Below are 23,567 nucleotides of genomic sequence, written 5' to 3'. Positions count from 1 at the left end.
TTACGCCTTTACGGGGGGTAAGGCGAGCACATCCTGGTGCCCGACCCAGATGCCCAGCTCACCGGCTCTGACCATGGCCAGGCGCGCGTCGCGCCACTGAGCGATGCGGCTTGCCTCTACGGGGGCTTGCTCGGTCATCGCCTCGGCCCAGCCCTCGAGCAGCGAACACATCATAGGAGCAAATTCAGGGTCCCCGGCCCTAAGCTGCCAAGGGGTAGCGGCCTGCTCTACGTGGAAGCCGTGGGCGTTCAAGGCCTCGACAAGTTCGGCCTGGGCCGCGCCGCCCAGTGCGCTGCCAAGCCCCTTGTCGCGAAGCTGGTGGGCGTTGAACAGCGCCAGTGCCCAGCGATCTTCATCGTTTTCGAGCATCTCCCCGGCCGGGTCGACGAAACACCACTGACCGGTGACGCTAAGCGCTACTAAAAGCGCTTGCTTTTGCGCCGCGCACCGTTTGGCCAGCGCTTCGATCCACTCTTTGGAGACCAAATCCAAAAGCGCCGAGGCGGTGACGAGTTTTGCCGCCGCTAGCGCTTCGTGGTCCAGGTCACTGAGCGAGGCACAGTGAATACGCGCTTTGACGGCTTCGCCGCTAGCGCTCGTTAGCGCCTCGGCCCGACGCTGGGCCTCTCTTAACAGGCGCTCGTCGTGATCCAGTAATTGCCAGCTTTGCGCCCCGGCAAGCCGTGGCGCAAGAAACTGCATGCTGCTGCCGCGCCCACACCCCAAATCGGCAATCACCGGCTCACCAGGCTGCTCTTCGAGCCACTGCCCCGCCTTGTTGGCAAGCTCGACGCTACGTGCCTTAAAATCCGCGCTTTCCCGAAGCGTGAGCCAATCGGCACCAAATTCGCTGCCTGCCGAAAGCGCAGCCGGGCTGCCAAGCGCGTTTGCAAAGGCCTGCCCCGCCGCCTGCCAGTCGCCAAGCGCATCCCGCGCGGCGAGCGCCCCTTGGCGCAGGCGCGCGCGCAGGTCCTCATCGCTTAAAAAGCCCTCGAGCGCCTCATTAAGCGCTGCGACATTGCCAGGTTCTACGCTCATACCCGCATTGGCGGGCAAGGTGTCGGCCAGCGCCCCGCCGGTAGTAGTGATCACGGGCAGGCCGTGGGCCAGGGCCTCGGTGACCACCATGCCGTAGCCTTCGTACCAGGAGGGCAGCACCAGGGCGTGGGCGTGCTGGTAGGCGGTCTCGAGGGTGGTGGCGTCGCACTCGCCGTGCAGGGTGATCTGGTTCAATCCGTGACGCTCGATCAGCGCCTCGACCTCGGCGGTGAAAGCCGAGTCGCGCTTGCCGCCATAAAGATCGCACTGCCACTGGGTAGCGCTGACGCCGGCCAGCGCCTTGACCAGTACGTCCTGGCCTTTGCGTGGGGTGAGAGTGGCCACGCACAAAAGGCGTAGCGGCTCACCGCTTGCAGGTGCCGGGCTAGCGGGAGCGGGCTCGACCCCGGGCTCGACGGCGGTAACGGGGGCGCGCAAGGGCACATCGTATTCATCCGCCAGCGTTTCGAGACGGCGCTTTGTAAAGCGGCTGGTGACGATAATACGGGCCACGCTTTGCAGGCCCTGAAGCTCGCTCGTGTGTAGCCGCCTTTGCGCCGCGTCGTCCAGCCCCTGCTCATCGCCCAGCGGGTGGTGCAAAAGAGCGGTGATATCCAGCCGTGCACCGTGGCTTGCCACGATATCCGGAAGGCTACCCATCGCCAGGCCGTCGATAATCACCCGCTCGCCATCGCCCAGTGCACCCAGCGCTTTGGCGAGTTCGCCCGAGGCCTCGTCGCAGGCGTCCGGGAAGCGCCCGGCAAGCTCGGCCACGTTTACCTCGAAGCCTTGCTCGCGAAGCGCGACCACCATGCGGGCGTCGTACATATAGCCCCCGGTACGCTGATCGAGCGAGCCCGCTACGACCAGGGTAAAGCGCTCTCTCATAAGGCGCCTTCGTAGCTTGCCCAGGCCACGTGGGATTCGTGAAGCGTCACTTCCATATGGGTAATGCCTTGGGCGGTAGTGCCCATCTTGCCCTCTTTGATGCTCTTGGCCAGCGCATTGAAAATCACCCCGGCCATGAATTCGGTGGTGGTGTTTTTACCCCTGAACTCGGGGACTTCATCGAGGTTTTGCATGTTGTAAGTGGCCAGCACCTCTTTCACGGTGTCGCTTGCCAGGCCGATATCGATCACCAGCCCGTCGCTATCAAGCTCCGGGCGCTTGAAGGCGACATCGACCACGTAGGTAGCCCCGTGGGTGCGCTGGGCCGGGCCGAAAACCTCACCCTTGAAGCTATGGGCAATCATGAAATGGTCGCGAACGCATAAACGGTACATGGAAGTTCCTTTTCTAAAATTAGCGGGCCAAGGATTGAACGCATCAAGCGATCAATCGATTAGGTATAGTTAATACGGTGGCAAAGCGCCCGACTTTCGGGCCCGAAAAGTGTGGGCGCCAATGCGGGAAACGCTTCGAACGAGCATTCACCGCTGATCAGGTGATCAAGCCGGGCGTCCGCAAGCAGGGAAAGCGCAAGCGTTAGCCGCCGGCGATAATCCCAGCGCGGTTTGAGCGCAGCGGGTAGCTGCCCTACCTGGCTTGCCTTGATGGAAAGCCGCTGGGAGTGGAAGGCGCCGCCGAGGGCAAGCGATGTCTCGCCTTCGCCAAACCAACTCATTTCGATCAAGCGCCCTTCGCTACCCAAAAGGCCCAGCCCCAGGCGCAATCCTTCGCCGTGCCCACTGGCATGAATCACGCAGTCCTGGTCGGCCGGCGCGTCTTCCGGGGTGCAAAAATCGACACCCAGCGCCTTTGCAAGTACGCGGCGCTCCGGGTTGATGTCGATAAGGTGCACCGTCACACCCGGGATCTGCGCGCACAGATAAGCCACCAACGCCCCCACTACCCCTGCGCCCACGACGCAAAGCTTCTCGCCCAGCCGGGGATTGGCATCCCACACCCCGTTGATGGCGGTTTCCATGTTCGAGGTGAGGACCGCGCGCGAGGGCGGGATGGCGTCGGGCAGGGGCAGGACCGCCTTTGAAGGCACGACAAAACGGGTTTGGTGCGGGTAAAGGCAAAAGACGGTTTGATCCAGCAACGACTCGGGGCCCTTTTCGACCACGCCGATGTTGCAATAGCCATACTTGACCGGCGTTGGAAAATCCCCGGACTGGAAGGGCGCGCGCATCCGGGCGTATTCGCTCTCGGGCACCCGCGCGTTGAAGACCAACGACTCCGTCCCCCGGCTTACGCCGCTATAAAGCGTGCGCACCTGAACCTGGTCTTCGCTCAAGGGGGCGAGGTGTTCAGACTGAATTTCGCCCACGCCGGGGCGCTTGATCCAAAAGGCATCCGCCGTTTCCATCAGCGCCATAGATTCGATTCCCTGTGAATAATGCGTTTTATCGTCCAACGCTTAAGCATTGCCAGGTTTTCATCACTTTTCAACGTCATGAGTTCTTTTCATTAACCTTAGCCTGGCTTAGTTTAGATGACGATAAGCCGGACAAACCCAGCCGGTCTTTCATCAACATACCCTTTATACAGGTATAGACAAAGCCAAAAACTTATACAAAGATCATATTTTAAAAATATACACATACAACATAGAACACAACATAGAACATAGAACATAGAACATAGAACATAGATGCGGCCTTGCCCGCTTTGTGAGTTGCCATGCCACTTTTGACCGATACCCTCGCAGCAGGGCTATTCAAACGCCTTTACAGCGCGTTCGAACTGGCCCTGGGGGCATTACTTCTCGTCGTGATCGGTACGTGCTTCCCCCTTTTGTTGCCGTCGCTAGCGACCTGGGGGCTGACCGCGGCGATATACAGCGTGATCACCGTTTTGACCCTGTATTTCTGGCGCTGCGGGCCGCTTGGCTGGGCCAATCGGGTCACGCTGGTGCGGGGTGTTTTAGTGGCGATCATTGCCGGCGCGCTGGCGGGTGACGCCTTCATCGAGGCTATCTGGCTGTGGCTTGCGGTGGCCGTGGCCTCGTTGATGCTCGACGGTGTCGATGGGTTCGTGGCCCGCAAAACCGACAGCCACTCGCACTTTGGCGCCCGCTTTGACATGGAGCTCGATGCGCTTATGATTCTGCTGCTGTGCATCGGCCTTTTGCAGCTCGAATCCCTCGGCGCTTGGGTACTGCTCATTGGCGGTATGCGCTATCTATTCGTGCTGGCAGGCTGGCGGTTTGACTGGCTCAAGGTGCCGCTTTTTGCGAGCTTTCGACGTAAAGTCGTGTGCGTTTGGCAGGTTCTGGCGCTGTTGCTCGCGCTTACGCCGCTCACCGCCCACGTGACGGCGAGCCTTCTGGCGCTCAGCGCGTTGATCGCCTCCGCCTACTCGTTCGGGTTCGACGTGGTGTGGCTTTATCGAAAGCGCGGCCGTTAAAGGCACTTGCAAGCCCGAGTTACGCAGCGCGGCTGCTACACTGCGATCTCTTTTCAAACAGACCGGCGACACAATGATCATGATCTTGCGCTCTCTCGACCGCTTTCTTCTGGGCGCCGCCTGCATACTCCTGCTGCCAGGTTCGGCCCTTGCAACGCCCACCGTGCAAATCGCCGCCGCCGCGTCACTGACCGACGCCATGAACGAGGCCATCGGCGTTTTCGAAACCGATCACGACATCGACGTAACGCCGGTGTACGCCTCGTCCTCGACCCTGGCGCGCCAAATCGCCAGCGGCAGCCCGGCGCAGGTGTTCGTCTCTGCCAACGTGGAGTGGATGGACTGGCTCCAAGCGCAAGGCGTTAACGTGCAGGCGCGAAGCGATCTACTTCAAAACCGTCTGGCCCTGGTCAGCGCACGCGATACGGTGGACGCAGGATTCACCCCCGGCGAGGGCACCCCGATCGCGGACCTACTGGGCGATGATGACCGCCTGTCGGTCGGCGACCCCGACCACGTGCCGGCTGGCATTTATACAAAACAGGCGCTCGAAGCGCTGGGGGAATGGGAAATGCTCGAGACAAGGCTTGCCCGCGGCAACGATGTTCGGGCCGCTCTCGCGCTCGTCGAGCGCGGGGAGACGCCCGCCGGCGTGGTGTATCAGACCGACGCCTTCGCAAGCGAGCGCGTCAGCGTATTAGGGCTTTTCCCCCTCGAAAGCCACGAGCCGATTACCTACCCCATCGCCATGATCGACGCCGAACAAAATGACGCGGCAACGATTTTAAGAGAGTGGCTTTCAAGCGACGCGGCACTGGCGATCTTCGCCGACTACGGCTTCGATACGGACATCGAGACGCCATGACGCTCTCCCCGGCGGAGTGGGACGCCCTACGGCTAAGCCTTTTGATCGGCCTGGCCGCGGTGGCCTGGATTCTGCCGCCGGGCATTGCGGTGGCCTGGTGGCTGGCGCGTTTCGAGTTTCGCGGCAAGGCCGTGGTGGATGGGCTGATTCACCTGCCGCTGGTGTTGCCGCCGGTGGTAGTAGGTTATTTGCTGTTGGTCGCCCTCGGCCGCCAGGGCGTCATAGGGGCGTGGCTCTATCGGGTTTTGGGCGTATCGCTGCCGTTTACCTGGCAAGGCGCGGCGGTAGCCAGCGGTGTCATGGCGTTTCCGTTATTAGTGCGCGCGCTGCGCCTGTCATTAGAGGCCGTCGATCCCAAGCTCGAGGCCGCCGCTAGCACCCTCGGCGCGAGCCGCTTTCGCGTGTTCACGACGATCACCCTGCCGCTGGCCGTGCCCGGGCTCTTGACCGGCACGGTGCTGGCCTTCGCTCGGGCGCTTTCCGAGTTTGGCGCGACCATCACCTTCGCCTCCAACATCCCCGGCGAGACCCGCACACTGCCGCTGGCGCTCTACACACTCATTCAATCCCCCGGCCGGGAGGACGCCGCCGCGCGCCTTTGCGTGATCGCCATCGTGATCGCGCTGGCGTCGCTAATCGCCTCGGAGTGGCTGGCCCGGCGCACCCGGCAACGCCTGCAGGAACGCGATGGCTGATTCGATGTCTTCCCCACCCAGTAAGCGCCTGACGCTTAGCGCCCAACAAACCCTGGGCACGTTCGAACTCGACGCGTCGCTTGATCTACCGGCGCGCGGGGTCAGCGGCCTTTTCGGCCCCTCCGGCAGCGGCAAGACCAGCCTGCTTCGCCTGATTGCCGGTCTCGAGCGCCCGCGCTCGGGCACGATCGCCCTCGGTGAGCAAACCCTGCTGGATACCCACCGGCGCCTATTCGTTCCCGCCCACCGCCGGCGTATCGGCGTGGTGTTTCAGGAAGCGCGGCTTTTCCCCCACTACCGGGTGCGCGGCAACCTCACCTACGCCGTGCCCCGCCCGGCGCCGGAGCGCTTCGATGAAGTCGTCGAGCTTCTGGGCATCAAGGCGCTGTTGGAGCGCATGCCCGGCACGCTTTCCGGCGGCGAGGCGCGCCGGGTTGCCATCGGCCGGGCGCTTCTGAGCGAGCCGCAGCTTCTATTGATGGACGAGCCGCTGACCGGGCTCGACGGCGCGCGCAAGGACGAGCTTCTGCGCTATATCGCCAGGCTCACCCGCCAGGTCGACATTCCGGTGGTGTACGTGAGCCACGACGCCGATGAGATCGCCGCCATTGCCGACCACTTGGTGGTCATGAACGCCGGGCGCGTGGTGGCAAGCGACACGCTGGACACGCTGCTGCAGCGCTTCGATTTGACCTCGCTACTCGGCGGCTTCGATGCGGCCTCGCTGCTGGAAGGTAGCGTCGAATCCGTCGATCATGCTTACGGTTTGACCTGCCTGGCGCTGGACGAACAGCACCGCTTGATGCTGCCCGGCGACGCCGCCCCGGTGGGTAGCCGCGTGCGCGTGCGCATTCCCGCCCGCGACATCGCCCTGGCCCTGACGCCGCCGGCCGACACCAGCTTTCGCAACCAGCTGCCAGCCATCATCGAGGACACCGCGACGCTACCCGAGACGCCCCACTCGGTCGAGCTTCTCTTGCGCGTTGGCCGCTTTGGCCTGCGCGCCCGGCTTACACGTCACGCCTTCGAGGCGCTCGAGTTAGAAAAAGGCATGGCGGTGACGGCACTCATTCGTAGCGTCTCCTTCAATGCGCTCCAGCGCTAAGCCCAGTTGCTGCCGTGAGGAGCACATTAGAACGCACTGGCCCACTGGCCGGGCTGCGCTTCCCAATTCCATTACCCCGTCCATCCCTTTGTCGATAAACCCGACACGATGGACCCAGCGCTGATTAAGCCCGCCGAGCGTTGGACTGGCGGCTTGCGCCAGGCTTAATTGCCGCTGCCGCCGTCCGCACCACCGCCTCCTCCGTCGCCACTGCCGAATGAACCGACGTCGCCCATCGCGCCACCGCTAAAGCTTGCGCTGGCAGCAATAATGCTCGAGCAGTTGAAATCCGTGCTACCGGATAAGTAATCGTTCCCTACCTCCGCCCGCAGGGTTTCGTAACTTGCGTCCCCCCGGTCGTGGTCTCGAAAAGCCATAAACTCTGGCTCGCGGGTATACATCGCCATGGCATACTGCTGGTAATGATTATTAAGCCCTGACCGCTCGATACTGCGCTGTACCTGGAGATGGGTATAGTACGGCTGACGCCCATAATCATTGGCCAGAGTCGTCGGTAACCGCTGAATATAGGATTCAATGGCCCTCTTTTTTCTGATCCTCTCGAAAAATCGCATAATCAAGCTCTCTTAAGATAACGCTCGAAGACAGGATGCCCCACCGCCCACTAGCCAAGCACCATGTGTAGTAGCGGGTAAGGTTTGCCCAGCCCATCCACCGGTGAGCGCCCCACTACCTTAAAGCCCAGCCGCTGATAAAACCCCAGCGCCTGCACGTTCTGCTCGTTTACATCGACCTTGTCGACGCCCTGCTCTTGAACGGCGTGCTCGACCAGCGCTTTGCCGATGCCCTGGCCCCGCGCTTTGGGGGCAATGAACAGCATTTCGAGCTTGCCATCGCTTACGCCGCTGAATCCCAGGATCTCGCCGCCGCGCGCACGGGTCATTCGCAGCGTTACCGCATCGAAAAACTGCTCGAAAATGAGCGGCTTGAGCATCAACAGATCGTCTTCGGCGAGAAAATCGTGGGTGGCGCGCACGGAGGCTTCCCACACGGCGATCAGCGCCGAGTAGTGGGTTTTATCGGCTTTTTCTATCTTCATCGTTTTTCTCGATTAACGGCGTAGTGTTTACGGCGGCGTTACCTCGATAAACCATGCCGGGTGCATGGCCTCGAAGTCGGTGCGTACATTGGCGGGCAGGTAGCTGGCGGAATCCAGCACCACGGCTTGACCCTCTTCACGCTTGAACACGACCCAGTGCCAGAAGGGCTTGCCGCCCCTTTTTTGAATGCTGACGCGTTTATGGACCGAATATGCCCTGACTTAACATTAAGAGAGCGTAAAGAGGCACGAAAACCGCTGCCGTAGCCGCATCGAATGTAACGGTCACAGGTGTTGCAATAACCCGGCCTGCGGTATCAAGAGGCCCCCTGGGCATGCTCATAAGCACTTGATACTCGTTTTCGAGCTTTTGAAGCGGTAGATCACCTTCGATGGTATATCGCTCGCCTCTCACCTCGCGTATCAATTGGTAGCGGTCAGTGGTGGTGTTTTGTGTAAAGCCAAGCGCAGCTAATCGATTGGTAAGTTCAGCAGAGGGAGTCTCTTCACGTAGTTTAAGCGTTATAACGCCGGTCACCACATTCGAACTGGAGAGCGAGAAATGTTTGAACTCGGGCTGGAATTCCACCTCTCGGCTGAGTATCAGCGCTTGACCAAGTTGTTGCTGACCGCGGAATAAATAGGCTTCTCGACGCGTCGTGACGACTAAATCGTTTGTTTCTGTGTTCACGTAAAAGCCATTAATACTGACGAGCCTCTCGGGCTTTTCTTCCCATAGCTTTGTGGTGCAACCCGCTAAAAAAATACATAGCACGATCAGTAACCGATACATCGATCTCTCCTGGTAATCATTTGGGCAGTCGAATTAAACCTTAACGATCAAGCACCTTAAAAACCAGAACCCCTATAAATAAATATCCAGATCAAGAGGATACTGTCCAGGAATACGCTACACGCCGGCTCGGCACTCCAGTAATGAGCGAACGAATAGGGGTCTGGAGGGGTTACCTCTCGACAGAAATTGGCCATGGCCGCCTGAGGCCTACTTTTGAGTTCTGCTAAAAATGGGGGTGGGGATTACCGCCCGACGTCGGCCATCGCTAAAATCTCATTGGTGGGTACATTTACCAGTGACGCCGCGGATCTACCGCTGGCGCGAATGGCGCGTTCGGCAATCCAGGTGCCCGCGCGATAGCCGATCCAGCGACGGCCGTCATCATGTTGAACCATCCACTGAAAATAGGGCGCGGTCACGGGCAGTGCCAGCAGTTCCTCGACCCACGCTTCGACGTTATCCGGGTAATCACCCCAGGGCGTTGGCCGCCCACCTACATCACGCTCGAACACCGTGGCCAATCCTTCGCTGACCACGCCTTCCATAAAGGTCGTGCGCGACGCATCGCGATAGATCACCCAACCCCGCGCTAGGTGGTGAAGTTCATGAAACAGCGTATAACGAAGCTGCTCGCGGGCGATATTGGCAACGCTTTGCCCTTGCGAAGCATCCACCGTCCAGCCTACGCGGGTGGCGGAGACCGCCAGCCCCATCTCACCGGTTTCGGGAATCACCATCTTGCCGGTTTGGCAGGTAAGCTCCATGTCATCGGGCAGCATGGGTAAGTGCTCACGCACCTGCCGCTCCACGCCAACGCAGGTTTGTTCGATCGCATCCCGCGCCGCTTCATCAAAGTGGCGGCCGTCACGGGTATCGAGATAAAGCGGTGTGATCATGAGACGGCCCATAGTGAACCAAGCGTATCTGGAATATAAAAAGCCCTAAGGCTACCACTTGCGCAATCTCTTCGGGCTCACCAAAGCGATGCATCGGCGTACGTGCTTTCGTCGATTTCTGCGCTTCTTCGGGTAACGCGTTGGTAACCTCCATTTCAAAGGCGGAAACATCAAGCGCAGCGGGTATTTCGAGCTTGTCGGTCTCCAGCCCCAGCGCCTATACGTTGGCACCTAATTCAGCCAAATAGAAGGCGAATGCAGCGCCGATACCCCCATTGGACGTTGCACCGTTGACCACGGCGACGCGGCCTTTTAACAGGTCGGTTTGAACAGTGCCCAGCGCCTCGATTTCTAAGGCCCAAGCCAGTGGGGCTATCTAAAGATAACCCGCCTTCTATGCGTTCGCTTTTTCTCCCTGCCCTTCTATGGCTACCACCAGCACAACCCAAACTCGCTCGTCATTCAATCGTCACATTGGCGGGGCACTCTTATTGAACCTTATATCATAAAACCCTTACATATAGAGACCCTTGCCATGTTACCGACTCCTTTACGCCTTGCTGTCGCCAGTGCCACGCTTCTCCTTTCCAACGCGGGTTTCGCCCAGGCGTCGGATTCACCCGCGGAGGCTTCCGCGCTGATGCAGCGCCAGGCGCAGGGCGAGCTGAACCAGCACGGCGGCGCTCGCCGCCTAAGCGGCGATATCACCGACGAGCTGCGCGACGCGATTGCTGGCGGTACGGCCAAGAATGTCATTCTGCTGATTGGCGACGGCATGGGCGATTCCGAAATCACCGTCGCGCGTAACTACGCGCTCGGCGCCGGCGGCTTTTTCGAGGGCATCGACGCCCTGCCCTTCACCGGCCAGTACACCCACTACGCGCTGGATAGAGACACCGGCAAGCCGGACTACGTAACCGACTCGGCGGCCTCCGGCAGCGCCTGGGCGACCGGCACCAAAACCTATAACGGCGCGATCAGTGTCGATATCGACGGCAACCCGCAGACCACACTGCTGGAACTTGCCAAGCGTGCGGGCAAGGCCACCGGCGATGTCTCGAGCGCCGAAATACAGGATGCCACACCGGCGGTGCTCTTCGCCCATGTGAGCGCGCGCAAATGCTATGGCCCGGTCCGTACACTGGAAGAGTGCCCCGATAACGCCCTGGAAAATGGCGGCGCGGGGTCGATCACCGAGCAGCTACTCGACACCCGCCCGGACGTAACCCTGGGCGGCGGCGCCGAAACCTTCGACGAAGTGGCCGGCGCCGGCGAGTGGGAAGGACAAACCCTGCGCGAGCAGGCCCAGGCCCGCGGCTACCAAATGGTCAGTAACATGGAAGAGCTTTCCGCCGTCAGCGCCGCCAATCAGGATCAGCCGCTGCTGGGCCTGTTTGCCCCGGGCAATATGCCGGTGCGCTGGAATGGCCCTCAAGCGAGCTACCACGGCAACCTCGACAATCCGGCGGTGACCTGCGAGGTCAACCCGGAGCGCAACGATACGATCCCGACACTTGCGAACATGACCGCCACGGCCATTGACCTGCTCAAGGAGAACGACGAAGGCTTTTTCCTGCAGGTGGAAGGCGCGTCGATCGACAAAGAGGCGCATGCGGCCAACCCTTGCGGCCAGATCGGTGAAACCGTGGATCTCGACGAAGCCGTGCAACAAGCGCTGGCCTTTGCCCGCGATGACGGCAACACGCTGGTCGTGGTCACCGCCGACCACGCCCACTCCAGCCAGATCGTCTACCCGGACGCCGAAGCCCCCGGCCTCACCCAAGCGATGATGACCGCGGATGACGCGGTAATGGCCGTCAGCTACGGCAACTCCGAAACCGACTCACAGGGTCATACCGGCGCGCAGCTGCGTATTGCTGCCTACGGCCCGCAAGCTGCCAACGTGACCGGGCTAACGGATCAGACCGATCTGTTCTTCACGCTGCGTAATGCCATGAAGCTCGAGGCTGAAGACGAGGTCGAATAATCGCATATAGCCACCCCCCAACACGGCTTTAGCGCCGTGTTGGGGGATGTTCGTTTTCCATGCCTTCGTTAACGGTATCCAAGCCGCCTCGACAGGCAATGGCCCACCAGTAGGCGCCGCTAGCCCTCTTTATCCTGGCAGCCGAGCGCTTTTGTAAAGACCTTCTGCTCCTTGGCCACGGTGAAGCCTGCCGAAAGATAGAAGCCGTGGGCTTCGTGTCGAGTGACATTGGCGCGAATGCGCATTGTGTTGACCCGCTCACTCAGCCACTCCTGAGCATGCGCTAACAGTTGGTGGCCAACTCCCTGCCCGCGATGATCAGCCGATACCACCAAACTCGCCACCTCGCCGCATTTCCCCTCCGCCAGCCGCACATCCACGATGACATTGATACAGCCGACGACCGTGCCGTGCGCTACTGCGACAAACACTTCACCCTCCCGACTGCGTATCTCGGCGATCATGGGCACCAGGGCCGACTCATCGAAGGAGTAGCCCAGTTGCGACAACAGTAAACGTACTGCGGGGATGTCACTTGAGCTGGCAGGCCGACACTGAATCGTCATGGTTCAAGCTCCTCGATGGGATAAAGCTTTACAGGGACTTGAGGCGCCAGCGCATGTCAGCACTGGCGCTAACGGTTACGGCTGATTCAGCCCTTCGAGCAACGCTTCATGAAAACGCTCGGGGGCCTGAATCTGGGGGGAGTGGCCAAGCTCGGGGAATTCGACCAGGGTTGCCTGCGGGATCGCATCGCGCGCCTGCTCGCCCAGTACGTCGTAGTGGCCCAGTGTTTCCTGAACTTCTTCAGTAGCGCGGCCTTTTCCGATAGCGGTGTTGTCCTGCTCGCCGATCAACAGCAGCGTGGGCACCTCGAGTTCGCCAAATTCGTGCACGACCGGCTGGGTGAAAACCATGTCCGACGTCAGTGCCTGGTTCCAGGCGACCAACTCGCCGTCTTCGCCTTCATACATGCCTGCCAGCATCTCGACCCAGCGGTCGTACTCGGGCTCCCAGGTATCCACGTAGTAGGTGCTTTGCTGGTAGTCGCGAATACCCTTCGCAGTGGTTTCGAGCTCGCTTTCATACCCGTCATCGATGCTTTGATACGGCACGCCGAGGGCTTTCCAGTCTTCCAGACCAATCGGGTTGACCAGCACCAGCTGCTCGGTTTGATCCGGATACATCAGCGCGAAGCGCGTCGCCAGCATGCCGCCCATGGAGTGCCCCATGGCGGTGGCTTTATCTACGCCCAGCTCTTCAAGCAGTGCATGGGTATTGGCCGCTAGCTGATGAAAGCTGAACTGGTAGTGTTCGGGCTTGGTCGATTTGCAAAAGCCGACCTGGTCCGGGGCGATGACCCGATACCCTTCGTCCACCAGCGCTTCGATGGTGGCCTCCCAAGTACCCGCGCAGAAGTTCTTGCCGTGCATCAGCACCATGGTGCGACCGTTGGCGGTACCCTCTTCAGGCTGCACATCGAGGTAGGCCATTTGCAACGCCTGGCCCTGGGATTCGAACTCGAACCGCTCGACCGGGTAGGCGTATTCGAAACCGGAGAGCTCGCCGTCGAATATCGGTGCGTCCTCGGCGGCGGCGCTGCCTATCGTGCCAATGGCCAGCGCGGCGCCAATAGCGCTTGCCAATAATGTGCGGGTTACCATCGTGTCCTTCCTCTCGTCCATGAATTTAGTCACCACGGTGAGTATGGCAGCATTTGTGCGTTACATATCAAAACACGGCGATCTCGCCGCGCTCATGCATATTCGAAGTGTCAGCGATACGGAATAAGTAAGCACGTTCAGCCCTGCTAACACCGCCATGCCATGTTGAATGCCTATCAGACACCACCCAGCGCTTGCTTTATAAAATCACTCTTCGCTGCCGTATAGGCGTCTCTATCCGCGCCGAATACCTTCGCCCACTCAAACTTTTTACGTTCGTAGCGTCTCGTTAATTCGGCACTGCTACGCAGTCGGTCTCGAAAAGCCAGCCGCTGATGCCATGCGCCGCCTTCGTGGATCATCAGGTGCAAATGGTGAGTGCGATGTCCCTGCTTATACCGCATAAGCCAGCGACGGTCAGACAAGGACGCGTTGTACGCCATCGAAGTTGCGTACCCTGCATGGCATAGCGGTTCCATCAGAATATCCGCGCAGGCCATCGAATCGACACCCGCCAGAATATCGATAACCGGCTTGGCCGAAAGACCGGGCACCGCAGTACTGCCAATGTGCTCGATCGCCAGAAAATCATCAGGGAACACGCGAAAGAGGCGGCTTCGCTCTTCTTCGAACATCGAAGGCCAGCTCGCTTTATAGGCGCAGAGCGTAATGGGCTCGTGAATCGCGCGGTTCAGTGATTCTGCGTCGTCCAAACGGGTACCTCCTGACGCGGCATCGACAGCGATGGCCGAACCTTTCACTCTACATTACCATTGAGGCAATTTTCGCGACACTTGGCAGGAGCTCACATGCGCGCACTTTCCCGCAGCCAACAGATCAAGGGCTTCATCGGCTGGTTGCTACTGGCCTACCTCGCCGCTGGCATCGCCGCCGTGGCTTCTATCAATGCGGCCGACTTCTACGAGTCGCTCCAACAACCCGCCTGGGCGCCGCCGGCCTGGCTATTCGGGCCGATGTGGACGACGCTTTACGGCCTGATGGGCATCGCCGCATGGCTTGCCTGGCGCGAACCCCGCCACCGCCCGGCCCTAACGATGTTCCTGGTACAACTGGCGCTCAACGCCCTTTGGACCTGGCTCTACTTCGTGTGGCAGTTGGGCATGATCGCGTTTATTGGCGTCGTGGCGCTGTGGGTACTGATTTTGATCACGCTGGTGATGTTCTGGCGCCTTCAGCCACTGGCCGGGGTGTTGCTGGTGCCTTATCTGGCTTGGGTGGGGCTCGCCTGCGCCTTGACCTGGAGTACCTGGCAGTTGAATCCGCAGATTTTGGGATAATCGTCGGCGGGGGCTGGGCCGCTCACTTCAGCGGTAGTGATTCTTTAATGCGGCGGTGTTTTGATACGTCAATGCATTCCCGTATGCGTTATTCGCCTGTATCAGGCCGTTCAGCATGCGGGGCACATATTTCGTAGCCCAGGCTCTACCTTCTCTACTGCGTTCCAACAATATCGCCACTTGGTAAACCATCGTTATGGCTCACCGCCTGCAAACTCCGGTATAATAGTGGGTATTTTTAAACGAATACAAAATTAAAAACGATATTCCTTTTCATTCACTTTCCCAGCGGTACTCTCGCGCATCCTCCTTTTTGCCATTGAGAACAGTATAATTATCAAGATATAAAACAGAGCGAAATGAATTATTTTCGAGCGCTTTCGCCGAACCTGGGTTGACCATTAAAACGATTGCTTTTAATGACGTTATAGCCTTATTCGAGGAGACGTACTGCTGCATTATTTTGATAGCCTGGGTCGCCACACCCCGACGAGTAAACGCTTTTCCTACCCTATACCCAATAAACCCTGTTTCGGGTTCATCATCGTCAATACGCAGATTCACGCGGCCACATATTCGACCGTCGGGTGTTTTGAGCAACATGGGAACCATGGTGTCACTCTGATACTTGATCAAAAACTCTTTTATTTGAGACTGCACACCCGATAATGAATAGAACTCATTTTCTCGGGGTGCGATGAACTGCTCAAACCAAGCTCTGTTCTCCAGCTCGAATTCCAGCAACTCATGGGCGTCCGATAGCTTGAGTATTTCTGCTTGTACTTCCACACTCCCTCCAAAACCATACTACACAAGCGCATTTCTATACTGAGCGACGTATAACGAAAGCCAGGCTGATGATTATGGACACACACCCTAATGAACGTACACGCTTTACCATCGAGGCTATAAAGCCACCTAAAATAAACCTACCCCAGGAGTTCATCAGCGCGCAAAGAAAACATTGGCAGCCTATTCTGTGCTCCCGTGCCAGGTGATTTTTATTTCAAGTACTGCCGAGAATCTCGTGTTTCAGGCGCAACGCCACTCAAGAGTGCTTGGACCGGCGGTGGCTTGCCTGAATTCCTCGGTGGACGCTTCAACAGCCTGGGTCAAGCCATGGTGAGATGCAGGGAGCGTGGCGCGGCACCTCATCGAGATTGTCGCTGAAGCCGACAACCGCCACTGGGCGCACACGTTAGCTTTCTTGTCTCTGTCCAATCATGAATCGGTAACGGTAAACATCTCTGTATTCCCCAGCCAACTGCGGCGCCTTGTAAACGCTCTCGTCGCTTTCAGTAAACACGAAACCGGCTTTGACCAAAGCGCGTTGTGCAGCAGCGTTTTCCACGTCCGTAAAAGAAGTAATGCTTTTTGCCTGCCCGGTCATGAGAAAGTAGCGAGCTGCGAGTGACAGCGTCTCTGTTGCATACCCTCGGCTTCTAAACGGGGCGCCGATACCGAAGTGAAGTTCCATGCTCTCATCACGCTGTATGGCCGTTAACAATCCTATCGGCTTTTCTTCTTCGACCGCCTCGATCACCCAAATACATTTACCTGTTAACGTCAGGCTCTCTGGGGTTGAAAGCCGCTGCAGCATTTGTTCGGTTTGCTCGAGACTAGCATGGGGGAGCCTCGCAAGATATTTTGCTGATCCGAGATCACCCGTATAGCTTGCGAAAATCGAAGCGATATCTTCGGGACCAAAGTGTCGCAATATCAGCTTTTCTGAAGCAATTATCCTCGTCATGATCGGCCCAGGTTGCACTATTTTTTCCGCCATGCTTATTTCTATTAAGCATGTTAACACTGGAGGCAAAACCGGCGCGAAGCAAAGCTTCTGGCATACCGATCAAACTGCACTCGACACTCAACCATTAAAACAGCGATAGAGATCCCCCGCTTTTGTGCGGCCACCTTCAGCTTTGCAAACATCATGCTTTGCGTGCTAACAATAAAAAGAAGTACAACGACAGGACGCTATCGCATGGACGCCCTAATCTCATTACTCCCGCCCATCGCCGCCGTGGCCTTGGCGCTCGCCACCCGCCGGGTGAACGTTTCGCTGTTCGTCAGTATCTGGCTGGGCGGCTGGCTGGTGGCGGGCAACCCCATCGCCGCCGTGGGCCAGACCTTCGACTGGTTCGCCGAGGTGATGACCGACGAATGGAACGCCCGCTTTTTGGTGCTGGTCGCCCTGCTGGGTGCCGGGGCGGCCTTCATGCACCGCACTGGCGGCTCCCAGGCATTGGCCCGGGCGCTTGCCAAGCGCATTCACTCCGGCCGTGCCTCCCTGCTGCTCACCTGGGCGCTGGGCGTGGTGATATTTTTCAACGACTACGTGAACTCGGTTATCGTAGGTAACGCCACTCGAGATTTGACCGCCCGCCAGCGCCAGTCCCGCGAGAAGCTTGCCTGGGTGATGGACGCGACTTCTGCACCCATGGCCACCATTGGGCCGGTGTCGGACTGGATCGGCTATCAGGTCTCTTTGATCGCCGGTGCATTAGTGGGCCTGAGCCTCGCCTCGGCGGAGCCTTACCGGCTCTTTCTGCAGTCGATACCTTGGAATTTCTACGCCCTACTTTGCTTAGCCTCTGTTCCGATGATTCTACTGGCCGGGGATTTCGGCCCCATGGCGAAAGCCCAACGCCGCGCCGAGGAAACCGGTGACCTGGTCGCCCCCGGCGATACGCCGCTTTCCAACGTGGATGCGGACCTGGGCGAAGTACCCGAAGGCCGCGGGCGGCTCTGGCACTTTCTGTTGCCGCTGGTGGTGTTGATTAGTGTGGCTTGCTGGGGGCTCTGGTACACCGGCGGCGGCGCCGAGGGGGCGACGATCATGGACGCGCTGGAGGAGACCGACGTGAGCGTGGCGCTCTCCTGGGCGGCGTTCGCCATGGTGTGCACCGGCATGGTCATGGCGCTTCTTCAGCGCCAGACGTTGAAAGATTGCGAAGAGACGCTGCTGGCCGGGTTTCGTACCATGCTGCCGGCCCTGGTGATCATGGTACTGGCCTGGAGCATCGGCACCGTGACCGGGGCGCTGGGCACCGGCGAGCACGTGATCGATGCCACTCGCGACTGGCTCTCTCCCGCGCTGCTGCCGCTGCTGATCTTTCTGATCGCCATGGTGATCTCGTTCGCCACCGGCAGCTCCTGGGGTGCGATGGCGATTCTCACGCCGATTGCCGTGCCCCTGGCGTTCGAGCTTTCCGGCGGTGACATGGCGCTGGTCAGCATGGCCATCGGCGCGATCTTCTCCGGCTCGATCTTCGGCGACCATTGCTCGCCCATTTCCGACACCACGGTAATGGCCTCGATCTTCGCGGGCTCGGATCATATCGCCCACGTGCGCACGCAAATTCCCTACGCGCTCGTACCTGCCAGCATCAGCGGGCTGCTTTATGTGGCCTCGATGGTGGTGGAATCGGTTTGGGTGCTGTTGGTGGCGGGGCTGGTGGTGCAGTTTGGTGTGCTGATGGCGCTGGGGCGGTTAGAGAAGCGTTAGCACGGTGGGTAAAACTGCTCTGGGCGTTTGTTGCTCAAGCGCTTGGAGCAAAACATCTGGCTGGCATTGAACAGTTTTGTGAGTGAAAAGTCATTGCCTGTCGCTCAGAAACGTACAATAATCCGTACAGTACAATATTACGTACAGGAACATCACTATGGATGCTATTAGCTATACCGCCGCCCGAAGCCACTTGGCCAAGACCATGGAACAGGTCTGCGAAGACCATTCGCCTGTCATAATCACACGCAGTAAAGCGCCTTCAGTGGTCATGCTGTCGCTGGAAGATTTCGAAGCGCTACAGGAAACCGCTTATCTACTACGTTCACCTAATAATGCGCGACGCTTGATGGACGCAATGGACGAATTGGAAAAAGGCGGCGGCCAGGAAAAGGAGCTACTTGAGTGAAGCTCGTTTTTGCCGAGAATGCCTGGGAAGACTACCTGTACTGGCAAAAAACCGACAAGAAAATCCTTGGCCGCATCAACAAGCTGATCAAGGAGATTCAGCGGCAGCCGTTTGAGGGCGTTGGAAAACCCGAACCGCTCAAGCATAGCTTTACGGGCTACTGGTCCCGGCGAATCAACGACGAGCATCGGATCGTTTACAAGGTGGTGGGTGAGGGATTACTGATTGCGCAGCTTCGGTATCACTACTGATTCATGATCAATATTAGTCCTTCCTTACTCTTGGTTTCGGAATGTGCATAACGCCCGCAGCACGCGCGGCTTTGTAATGGAGGCGAAGCCGTAGTGAAAAAGCCGTCGCTGTGCTTGGCATTGTTAAGTTTCTACACCTCGTCGTCTGGGTGAGGAACCCTTTTCCCGAGCCATCTTTCGAATTGCTCCTGCGCATTGCAGCCATCGGCTTCTTTACGTAGATACTTCCACCGAATATCTTCAGGTAGGCCTGATACGCCAGACCAGCCTCTAGGAAGCCCAAGCTCCTCTTCAGCGTCTTCGATTGTTAAACCTAGTGATTGAAAATATTCTTTCGTTAATCGCCACTGGCCATTGATGAGAGGATTGAACTCCAAATAGCACTCGTATACCAATTCCAACAAAATCTTGTAGAACTTCTCGCACGCTACAGCAACGTTTGGCTCAGGGATCTCTCCTAGCTCTTTAAATTCAGCGAAGTAGTGAACGATCCCTTCACATGAAGAGCGCCCTCCTCCTATAGGGCTTTCACCAATATGCTGCGTCACCCTCCGGAGGCGATTGAAGAAAGAACACAAAGGCTGTGCTTTCAAGCTCTCTTGCTTAGCGGCGTACCAATTATCGAACTCGGATATTCCTGTCAAAGAAGACTGCATTGCAAAAGTGATACTTCTTGCTGCAGCTGCAAACGCAACCGTATCGAAATTTAAGCCGTAGATGCTGAATCCAGATGAGAGTATACGATCCAGGAAGTACTCTGCTTCTTGGACTTTGTTGTCAACCAAGCCAAAAGACCTCGGCATTGCCTCAATACTCTCCTATAAACTTAACGTCGCTAATCAGCCGCGCGCCTTTGGCGCGCCGGCTGGATTAGCTTTGTTGGACTTCATTGTCACTTGGCTTGGAGTTATCGAAATATTTGCGAAGTTTCCATGCTCTATAATTTACTCGCATTCTATCGCGCAATCGTGAGCGTCCGTTAGTGAAGTACGCTTGCATAAGTGCTTTATCTATCGCATCACGTAGCTCGTTTCCAAGTTTTAGGATTTTCTTAACTCGATCACTCTTTCGATCATTCTTGTTGTGTGCGATATAGTTTGGCATCCATTGAATAGTGCGCAATCCTTTATCTAATCCCCAGAGAGAATACCTGGCGTTACGTCTGAGTTTGTCTACTGCGACGATAGTTTCGTTCGCCACCTTTCGCTTCTCATCGAATTGATCATCTGATTTTGCTTTTACCATCCCAGTACTGTATGCCATTAACTCGTATATCAATGACCCAAGAAGGTTGAAGTTTTTCTCTAAAAGACTTCTGCTAGCCTTGGTGACTTCATGTGACTTGATCGATACGTAACTCAAGAAAGCAGATATCAAAGAAACAACCGCAGCGATTAGCGCTGCATAGATCATGGCCTCTTCTCGAGATAGGTTCATTGTTTTGATCCCCAACGCCTTGGCTTTGCGGCGCACCGTAGCGCCAGCGTAGGTGCGTCCGACAACAGCCACTTGTTAGATAAACTCTCGATGCCTTACATCCCAAAGTGAAACCCCAACTCTTTTAAAAGAGCTTTCCCTTTTGGTGTTAGATTCATCACGGCCCACGTACCTTGCATTTCCGGACTATCGGAATTCGATTTTTCCACCTCGAATTCTACCAACCCCTGTTCTTTGAGTTCTGCTAGTGCGATTGCCTCTCTGTCCCCATATCTAATGCCAGATGAAATTGCATTCCCAGAATCGCTCAATGCCGCGCCCATTAAATAGTAAAGAGCAATACTGCTTAGTTCTCCCTGATATGCTTGTGCGCTTGCAAAGGAGAATTTTTTATCGCCCCACTCTATGGAGCTAATACGACTTATGGCTCCTTCAATTGGATTTTTGAACATTACGGCCAATATTAGGACAGTGACTGCAATAATGGGCGTTCTATATCCCTTCTTCATTACATGCTCCTTCACCTACTCAATATCTAACGTCGCAAACAGCGGCGGAGCGAAGCGACGTCCGGGCCCGAAGGACCGAACTGCTTTGCCTTGTTAGGAGCGTCATGCCGCGCCAAGTCATAAGCTTTTTGAAAGGTTAACAAGCTTTTCAAACACATTGTTTTTTTCCTTATCAAAGCTCACTCGTAAGGCATGAAAATCATTTAGGGAGATTTTTGACGCGACATTTTTATCTGCTCTTTTTGATGCCTCATTAATATAGGAAATAAGTGCCTGCTTAATTTGGAAGTACAACTCTATCTCTGTTGAGAGATTTTCGGCATAAAGAGCCGCAAGCATTAGCACTTTTGCTTTCGTATCCATAGTCGTGGTAGAGGCTCTATTCTTCAACTGACTTAGCGGAAGTGCTCCTTCAAATACTGCCATATAGCCAAGATACCATTTTGCAAAATCAGTACTATCTTTGGCAATAAGGCCATAAAGCTCTTCATATTTTTTCTTTGTGTAATTTTTTTGATCTCGCCTACTTGTCAGGATCGAGGTTACAAATGCAGACGCAACACCCCCACCCAATACGGTTAATAGCGCTATCAATATAGTTTGTTCGAATGTCATCTAGACTCCTAACGCTTTGCTCACCGGAAAATTGGGAGCGTAGCGAGTAATTTTTCCGGGTGCAGCAACTTGTTAGGGCTAACCAACCCCCTGAAAAAATGAACACAGGCTGGTCTCTATTTTTGCTTTTGTCTTGAATCCGTCCCGCCGCAGCATATCGGCAAAGTGTTTTTCACAGATCACCACATCAGCATAACAGGCTGCGGAACCGAGGCCTGCCCAGTCTTCTAAGTCACTCAGTTTTGGCTTGTATGCTGGGTTCTTTAAAACCTGGCGATGCAAATGAATATCTACTGCACGGGTAGGCATGCTTTCCAAAAACTCGCTAAGTCGTTCAGTCCCCCAAGCCTCGAACTCTCCGTTTGGTATGCGGTTTTCAGTCATTACCTTTTGCAATGGGTCTAGAATATCAACCATGGAAATCGCATAAAGCCAGTTTTGCCATTTTGACCTGTCCAAATCATGCTTTCGCTCGTGGAGAGAACTCAGGTGGTTTACAAAATTTTCCCGGTACGTCTTCGTACCTCCTTGAATCGGCGGTATATCCGCAAGCCCACACAACATTGCCCTATCGATCTCATCAGGGAACATTTTAGCAATCGTTCCTTCCAGCACCTCACCAAAGGCATGAGGAATGCCGCGACCGAGATATTCAAATGGTTCTGGAGTAATCTGGTACCCCGCCCTAGAAAATGCCAGCTCTAGCTCCCAACAAATAATATCGCGCGTAGGGGAAGTGGTTATGCCTCGCGAAAAATCCCACATGACCTTTCCAAGACGCGATCGACGCTGGTCTTTTTTTATTCTAGAAAACTCGATGATGTGAATGGCTGACAGTGGAAAAATGCAGCCAGACCCAAGAACTGCTGGAGTTTTACTCCTCAGCAGCTCGGCTTCATCCGTGTTCTCCACACCGTTAATGGCACGTGCAAGCTCAATCCACTTGTTCTGATCAAGGTATACAATCATCGGTTCGTCATACCCATGCCCTAACAGTGATTATATAGCCGGCTGCATAACCTTAATGAACGTGCCGGCACGTTCATTGGGGTTATCTAGCCGCTCTGATCAAATCTACCTTATTGATTCTATTACTAGCAAAGCAAATTTTGGCTGATTATCCAAAATTCGCGTGCTGGCAAGATTTGCCATTCTCAATAATGCTGTATATAAATACATATAAAATATTCATGCAAAAGGATGCCGCCATGAAGTTAATGGATAGTGTCCGGGCTACCCTGCGGTTGAAACGCTATATCCTTCGCACTGAGAATAAGCAGCACCTTAACAGCGGTGATGCAGCTCGCTTTTGATTGGCGCGGTAGAAGGTCTCCCAGCCCGTTTTGTTATCGTTGTTCAATGTCGATGCTTCCAGATCGCAACATGCTGTGATGATGAGTGTTGATGCCCCCATCGATTAAATTAACCCGTAGCACCGTTGACCACCCTCTTGGGCCTTCCTCCACCGTCCTAAACTGCTTGTCGAGGTGTCGAGGGTATCTGCCAGAGATGACGCAGAGCATGTCTTTTGGGATAACAAACACTATTGCCGCTGAACCTGATTCAGGCGATATATTTGGTCATAAATACACTGTTCGGATCTTCTACGTAATCTTCGAATGGTGGGCATGGTGCGAAGTCAAACGAGGCGTATAGCTTCCTTGCTGGCTCAAAATAATCCATCGAACCGGTTTCCAAGCTCAGCCAAACGTACCCGTTCCTTTTGGCTTCATCGACAATGTGCGAAAGCAACCGGGACGCAACGCCCTGACCCAGGTAGCGTTGTGCCGTCCGCATGGACTTGATCTCTCCATGCTCTCGAGAAAGGCGTTTTAGTGCGCCGATACCTGCAAGTTGAGAGCCGTCCCATATCGTCCAGAATGTAATGTTGGGGCTTCGCAACCCATCAAGATCGAGTGCATGGCGGCTCTCGGGTGGCGCCGTCGGTTCCATTGAGACAAGGTGTTCGCTTATCAAGCTGATCACTTCCGGGCTCTTTAAATCATCAATGCGTATATCCAAAGCGATTCCTTGGCTTAATGGGTGCTTAAAATTGTTTATACGGCCGTCTTCTCAA

Annotated in this window: 28 protein-coding genes; 9 read left to right on the top strand and 19 right to left on the bottom strand. The window is 56.5% G+C overall.

Annotation, left to right across the window (positions count from 1 at the left end):
* Genes ACWFVE_RS04375 through ACWFVE_RS04365 form a run of 3 tightly spaced genes read right to left on the bottom strand, consistent with a single transcriptional unit; the run spans position 1 to position 3,361 of the window.
* Positions 1 to 1,926 carry a glycosyltransferase gene (locus tag ACWFVE_RS04375; protein ID WP_447528073.1) on the bottom strand — a complete coding sequence of 642 codons (1,926 nt, stop codon included), beginning with the start codon at positions 1,924 to 1,926 and terminating at the stop codon, positions 1 to 3.
* On the bottom strand, positions 1,923 to 2,321 hold the full coding sequence (locus tag ACWFVE_RS04370; RefSeq protein WP_447528072.1) for a 6-pyruvoyl trahydropterin synthase family protein: 399 nt from the start codon (positions 2,319 to 2,321) through the stop codon (positions 1,923 to 1,925). The genes ACWFVE_RS04375 and ACWFVE_RS04370 overlap by 4 nt, the downstream gene beginning before the upstream one ends.
* 59 nt (positions 2,322 to 2,380) lie before the next feature.
* Positions 2,381 to 3,361, bottom strand: coding sequence for a zinc-dependent alcohol dehydrogenase (locus ACWFVE_RS04365; protein ID WP_447528071.1), 981 nt, complete (start codon positions 3,359 to 3,361; stop codon positions 2,381 to 2,383).
* Between the two features lie 305 nt (positions 3,362 to 3,666).
* On the opposite strand from ACWFVE_RS04365, the gene ACWFVE_RS04360 reads away from it, so the two are divergent.
* From ACWFVE_RS04360 to modC, 4 genes are all read left to right on the top strand, one after another.
* A complete protein-coding gene (locus ACWFVE_RS04360; protein WP_447528070.1) occupies positions 3,667 to 4,392 on the top strand; it encodes a CDP-alcohol phosphatidyltransferase family protein in 726 nt (241 codons plus the stop codon).
* A 73-nt stretch (positions 4,393 to 4,465) separates the two neighbouring features.
* Complete coding sequence (gene modA, locus ACWFVE_RS04355) at positions 4,466 to 5,257, top strand: molybdate ABC transporter substrate-binding protein (RefSeq protein ID WP_447528069.1); 792 nt, start codon at positions 4,466 to 4,468, stop codon at positions 5,255 to 5,257.
* Positions 5,254 to 5,952 carry a molybdate ABC transporter permease subunit gene (gene modB, locus ACWFVE_RS04350; protein ID WP_447528068.1) on the top strand — a complete coding sequence of 233 codons (699 nt, stop codon included), beginning with the start codon at positions 5,254 to 5,256 and terminating at the stop codon, positions 5,950 to 5,952. Before modA ends, modB begins: the two co-directional genes overlap by 4 nt.
* On the top strand, positions 5,945 to 7,057 hold the full coding sequence (modC, locus tag ACWFVE_RS04345; protein WP_447528067.1) for a molybdenum ABC transporter ATP-binding protein: 1,113 nt from the start codon (positions 5,945 to 5,947) through the stop codon (positions 7,055 to 7,057). Before modB ends, modC begins: the two co-directional genes overlap by 8 nt.
* 164 nt (positions 7,058 to 7,221) lie before the next feature.
* On the opposite strand, the gene ACWFVE_RS04340 is transcribed toward modC, so the two are convergent.
* The 5 genes from ACWFVE_RS04340 to ACWFVE_RS04320 all read right to left on the bottom strand — a co-directional run bounded on the left by ACWFVE_RS04340 (position 7,222) and on the right by ACWFVE_RS04320 (position 9,809).
* Positions 7,222 to 7,632 carry a DUF6559 family protein gene (locus ACWFVE_RS04340; protein ID WP_447528066.1) on the bottom strand — a complete coding sequence of 137 codons (411 nt, stop codon included), beginning with the start codon at positions 7,630 to 7,632 and terminating at the stop codon, positions 7,222 to 7,224.
* A gap of 50 nt (positions 7,633 to 7,682) precedes the next feature.
* The gene (locus ACWFVE_RS04335) at positions 7,683 to 8,117 is read right to left on the bottom strand and encodes an acetyltransferase (protein WP_447528065.1); all 435 of its coding nucleotides are present in this window, start codon (positions 8,115 to 8,117) and stop codon (positions 7,683 to 7,685) included.
* A 27-nt stretch (positions 8,118 to 8,144) separates the two neighbouring features.
* Positions 8,145 to 8,267 (bottom strand): hypothetical protein, encoded by a 123-nt coding sequence (locus ACWFVE_RS04330; protein ID WP_447528064.1) that lies wholly within the window; start codon positions 8,265 to 8,267, stop codon positions 8,145 to 8,147.
* Positions 8,268 to 8,316: 49 nt separating this feature from the next.
* A complete protein-coding gene (locus tag ACWFVE_RS04325) occupies positions 8,317 to 8,910 on the bottom strand; it encodes a hypothetical protein (RefSeq protein WP_447528063.1) in 594 nt (197 codons plus the stop codon).
* Between the two features lie 245 nt (positions 8,911 to 9,155).
* A complete protein-coding gene (locus ACWFVE_RS04320) occupies positions 9,156 to 9,809 on the bottom strand; it encodes a DUF2268 domain-containing putative Zn-dependent protease (protein ID WP_447528062.1) in 654 nt (217 codons plus the stop codon).
* 535 nt (positions 9,810 to 10,344) lie between these two features.
* On the opposite strand from ACWFVE_RS04320, the gene phoA reads away from it, so the two are divergent.
* On the top strand, positions 10,345 to 11,796 hold the full coding sequence (gene phoA / locus ACWFVE_RS04315; protein ID WP_447528061.1) for an alkaline phosphatase: 1,452 nt from the start codon (positions 10,345 to 10,347) through the stop codon (positions 11,794 to 11,796).
* Between the two features lie 119 nt (positions 11,797 to 11,915).
* Here phoA and ACWFVE_RS04310 read toward each other — a convergent pair whose 3' ends face one another.
* From ACWFVE_RS04310 to ACWFVE_RS04300, 3 genes are all read right to left on the bottom strand, one after another.
* Positions 11,916 to 12,362 carry a GNAT family N-acetyltransferase gene (locus tag ACWFVE_RS04310; RefSeq protein WP_447528060.1) on the bottom strand — a complete coding sequence of 149 codons (447 nt, stop codon included), beginning with the start codon at positions 12,360 to 12,362 and terminating at the stop codon, positions 11,916 to 11,918.
* A gap of 75 nt (positions 12,363 to 12,437) precedes the next feature.
* Positions 12,438 to 13,460 carry an alpha/beta fold hydrolase gene (locus ACWFVE_RS04305; protein ID WP_447528059.1) on the bottom strand — a complete coding sequence of 341 codons (1,023 nt, stop codon included), beginning with the start codon at positions 13,458 to 13,460 and terminating at the stop codon, positions 12,438 to 12,440.
* A 176-nt stretch (positions 13,461 to 13,636) separates the two neighbouring features.
* Complete coding sequence (locus ACWFVE_RS04300) at positions 13,637 to 14,173, bottom strand: GrpB family protein (protein WP_447528058.1); 537 nt, start codon at positions 14,171 to 14,173, stop codon at positions 13,637 to 13,639.
* Between the two features lie 96 nt (positions 14,174 to 14,269).
* Between ACWFVE_RS04300 and ACWFVE_RS04295 the strand changes: the two genes are divergently transcribed.
* Positions 14,270 to 14,758: a TspO/MBR family protein gene (locus tag ACWFVE_RS04295; protein WP_447528057.1), complete on the top strand. Its 489-nt coding sequence runs from the start codon at positions 14,270 to 14,272 to the stop codon at positions 14,756 to 14,758.
* A gap of 273 nt (positions 14,759 to 15,031) precedes the next feature.
* Here ACWFVE_RS04295 and ACWFVE_RS04290 read toward each other — a convergent pair whose 3' ends face one another.
* Positions 15,032 to 15,547, bottom strand: coding sequence for a GNAT family N-acetyltransferase (locus tag ACWFVE_RS04290; RefSeq protein ID WP_447528056.1), 516 nt, complete (start codon positions 15,545 to 15,547; stop codon positions 15,032 to 15,034).
* Between the two features lie 409 nt (positions 15,548 to 15,956).
* The gene (locus tag ACWFVE_RS04285) at positions 15,957 to 16,541 is read right to left on the bottom strand and encodes a GNAT family N-acetyltransferase (RefSeq protein ID WP_447528055.1); all 585 of its coding nucleotides are present in this window, start codon (positions 16,539 to 16,541) and stop codon (positions 15,957 to 15,959) included.
* A 204-nt stretch (positions 16,542 to 16,745) separates the two neighbouring features.
* Between ACWFVE_RS04285 and ACWFVE_RS04280 the strand changes: the two genes are divergently transcribed.
* The 3 genes from ACWFVE_RS04280 (at position 16,746) to ACWFVE_RS04270 (ending at position 18,929) form a co-directional block, all read left to right on the top strand.
* Complete coding sequence (locus tag ACWFVE_RS04280) at positions 16,746 to 18,269, top strand: Na+/H+ antiporter NhaC family protein (protein ID WP_447528054.1); 1,524 nt, start codon at positions 16,746 to 16,748, stop codon at positions 18,267 to 18,269.
* Positions 18,270 to 18,426: 157 nt separating this feature from the next.
* The gene (locus ACWFVE_RS04275) at positions 18,427 to 18,678 is read left to right on the top strand and encodes a type II toxin-antitoxin system Phd/YefM family antitoxin (RefSeq protein WP_311958415.1); all 252 of its coding nucleotides are present in this window, start codon (positions 18,427 to 18,429) and stop codon (positions 18,676 to 18,678) included.
* Complete coding sequence (locus tag ACWFVE_RS04270; protein WP_447528053.1) at positions 18,675 to 18,929, top strand: Txe/YoeB family addiction module toxin; 255 nt, start codon at positions 18,675 to 18,677, stop codon at positions 18,927 to 18,929. The genes ACWFVE_RS04275 and ACWFVE_RS04270 overlap by 4 nt, the downstream gene beginning before the upstream one ends.
* A gap of 131 nt (positions 18,930 to 19,060) precedes the next feature.
* Here ACWFVE_RS04270 and ACWFVE_RS04265 read toward each other — a convergent pair whose 3' ends face one another.
* The 6 genes from ACWFVE_RS04265 to ACWFVE_RS04240 form a co-directional block, all read right to left on the bottom strand.
* The gene (locus tag ACWFVE_RS04265; RefSeq protein ID WP_447528052.1) at positions 19,061 to 19,714 is read right to left on the bottom strand and encodes a hypothetical protein; all 654 of its coding nucleotides are present in this window, start codon (positions 19,712 to 19,714) and stop codon (positions 19,061 to 19,063) included.
* 85 nt (positions 19,715 to 19,799) lie between these two features.
* Positions 19,800 to 20,438 (bottom strand): hypothetical protein, encoded by a 639-nt coding sequence (locus ACWFVE_RS04260; protein WP_447528051.1) that lies wholly within the window; start codon positions 20,436 to 20,438, stop codon positions 19,800 to 19,802.
* A 23-nt stretch (positions 20,439 to 20,461) separates the two neighbouring features.
* Positions 20,462 to 20,875, bottom strand: a complete 414-nt coding sequence (locus ACWFVE_RS04255) for a hypothetical protein (RefSeq protein WP_447528050.1) — start codon at positions 20,873 to 20,875, stop codon at positions 20,462 to 20,464.
* A gap of 117 nt (positions 20,876 to 20,992) precedes the next feature.
* Positions 20,993 to 21,490, bottom strand: a complete 498-nt coding sequence (locus tag ACWFVE_RS04250) for a hypothetical protein (RefSeq protein WP_447528049.1) — start codon at positions 21,488 to 21,490, stop codon at positions 20,993 to 20,995.
* Positions 21,491 to 21,568: 78 nt separating this feature from the next.
* On the bottom strand, positions 21,569 to 22,459 hold the full coding sequence (locus tag ACWFVE_RS04245) for a hypothetical protein (RefSeq protein ID WP_447528048.1): 891 nt from the start codon (positions 22,457 to 22,459) through the stop codon (positions 21,569 to 21,571).
* Positions 22,460 to 23,053: 594 nt separating this feature from the next.
* Positions 23,054 to 23,512, bottom strand: a complete 459-nt coding sequence (locus ACWFVE_RS04240) for a GNAT family N-acetyltransferase (protein WP_447528047.1) — start codon at positions 23,510 to 23,512, stop codon at positions 23,054 to 23,056.
* Positions 23,513 to 23,567 lie beyond the last annotated feature (55 nt).

It is taken from the genome of Vreelandella mediterranea (assembly GCF_970647075.1).
The sequence above is the reverse complement of the archived record's forward strand: the minus strand, read 5'-3'. Positions and strand labels throughout refer to the sequence as shown.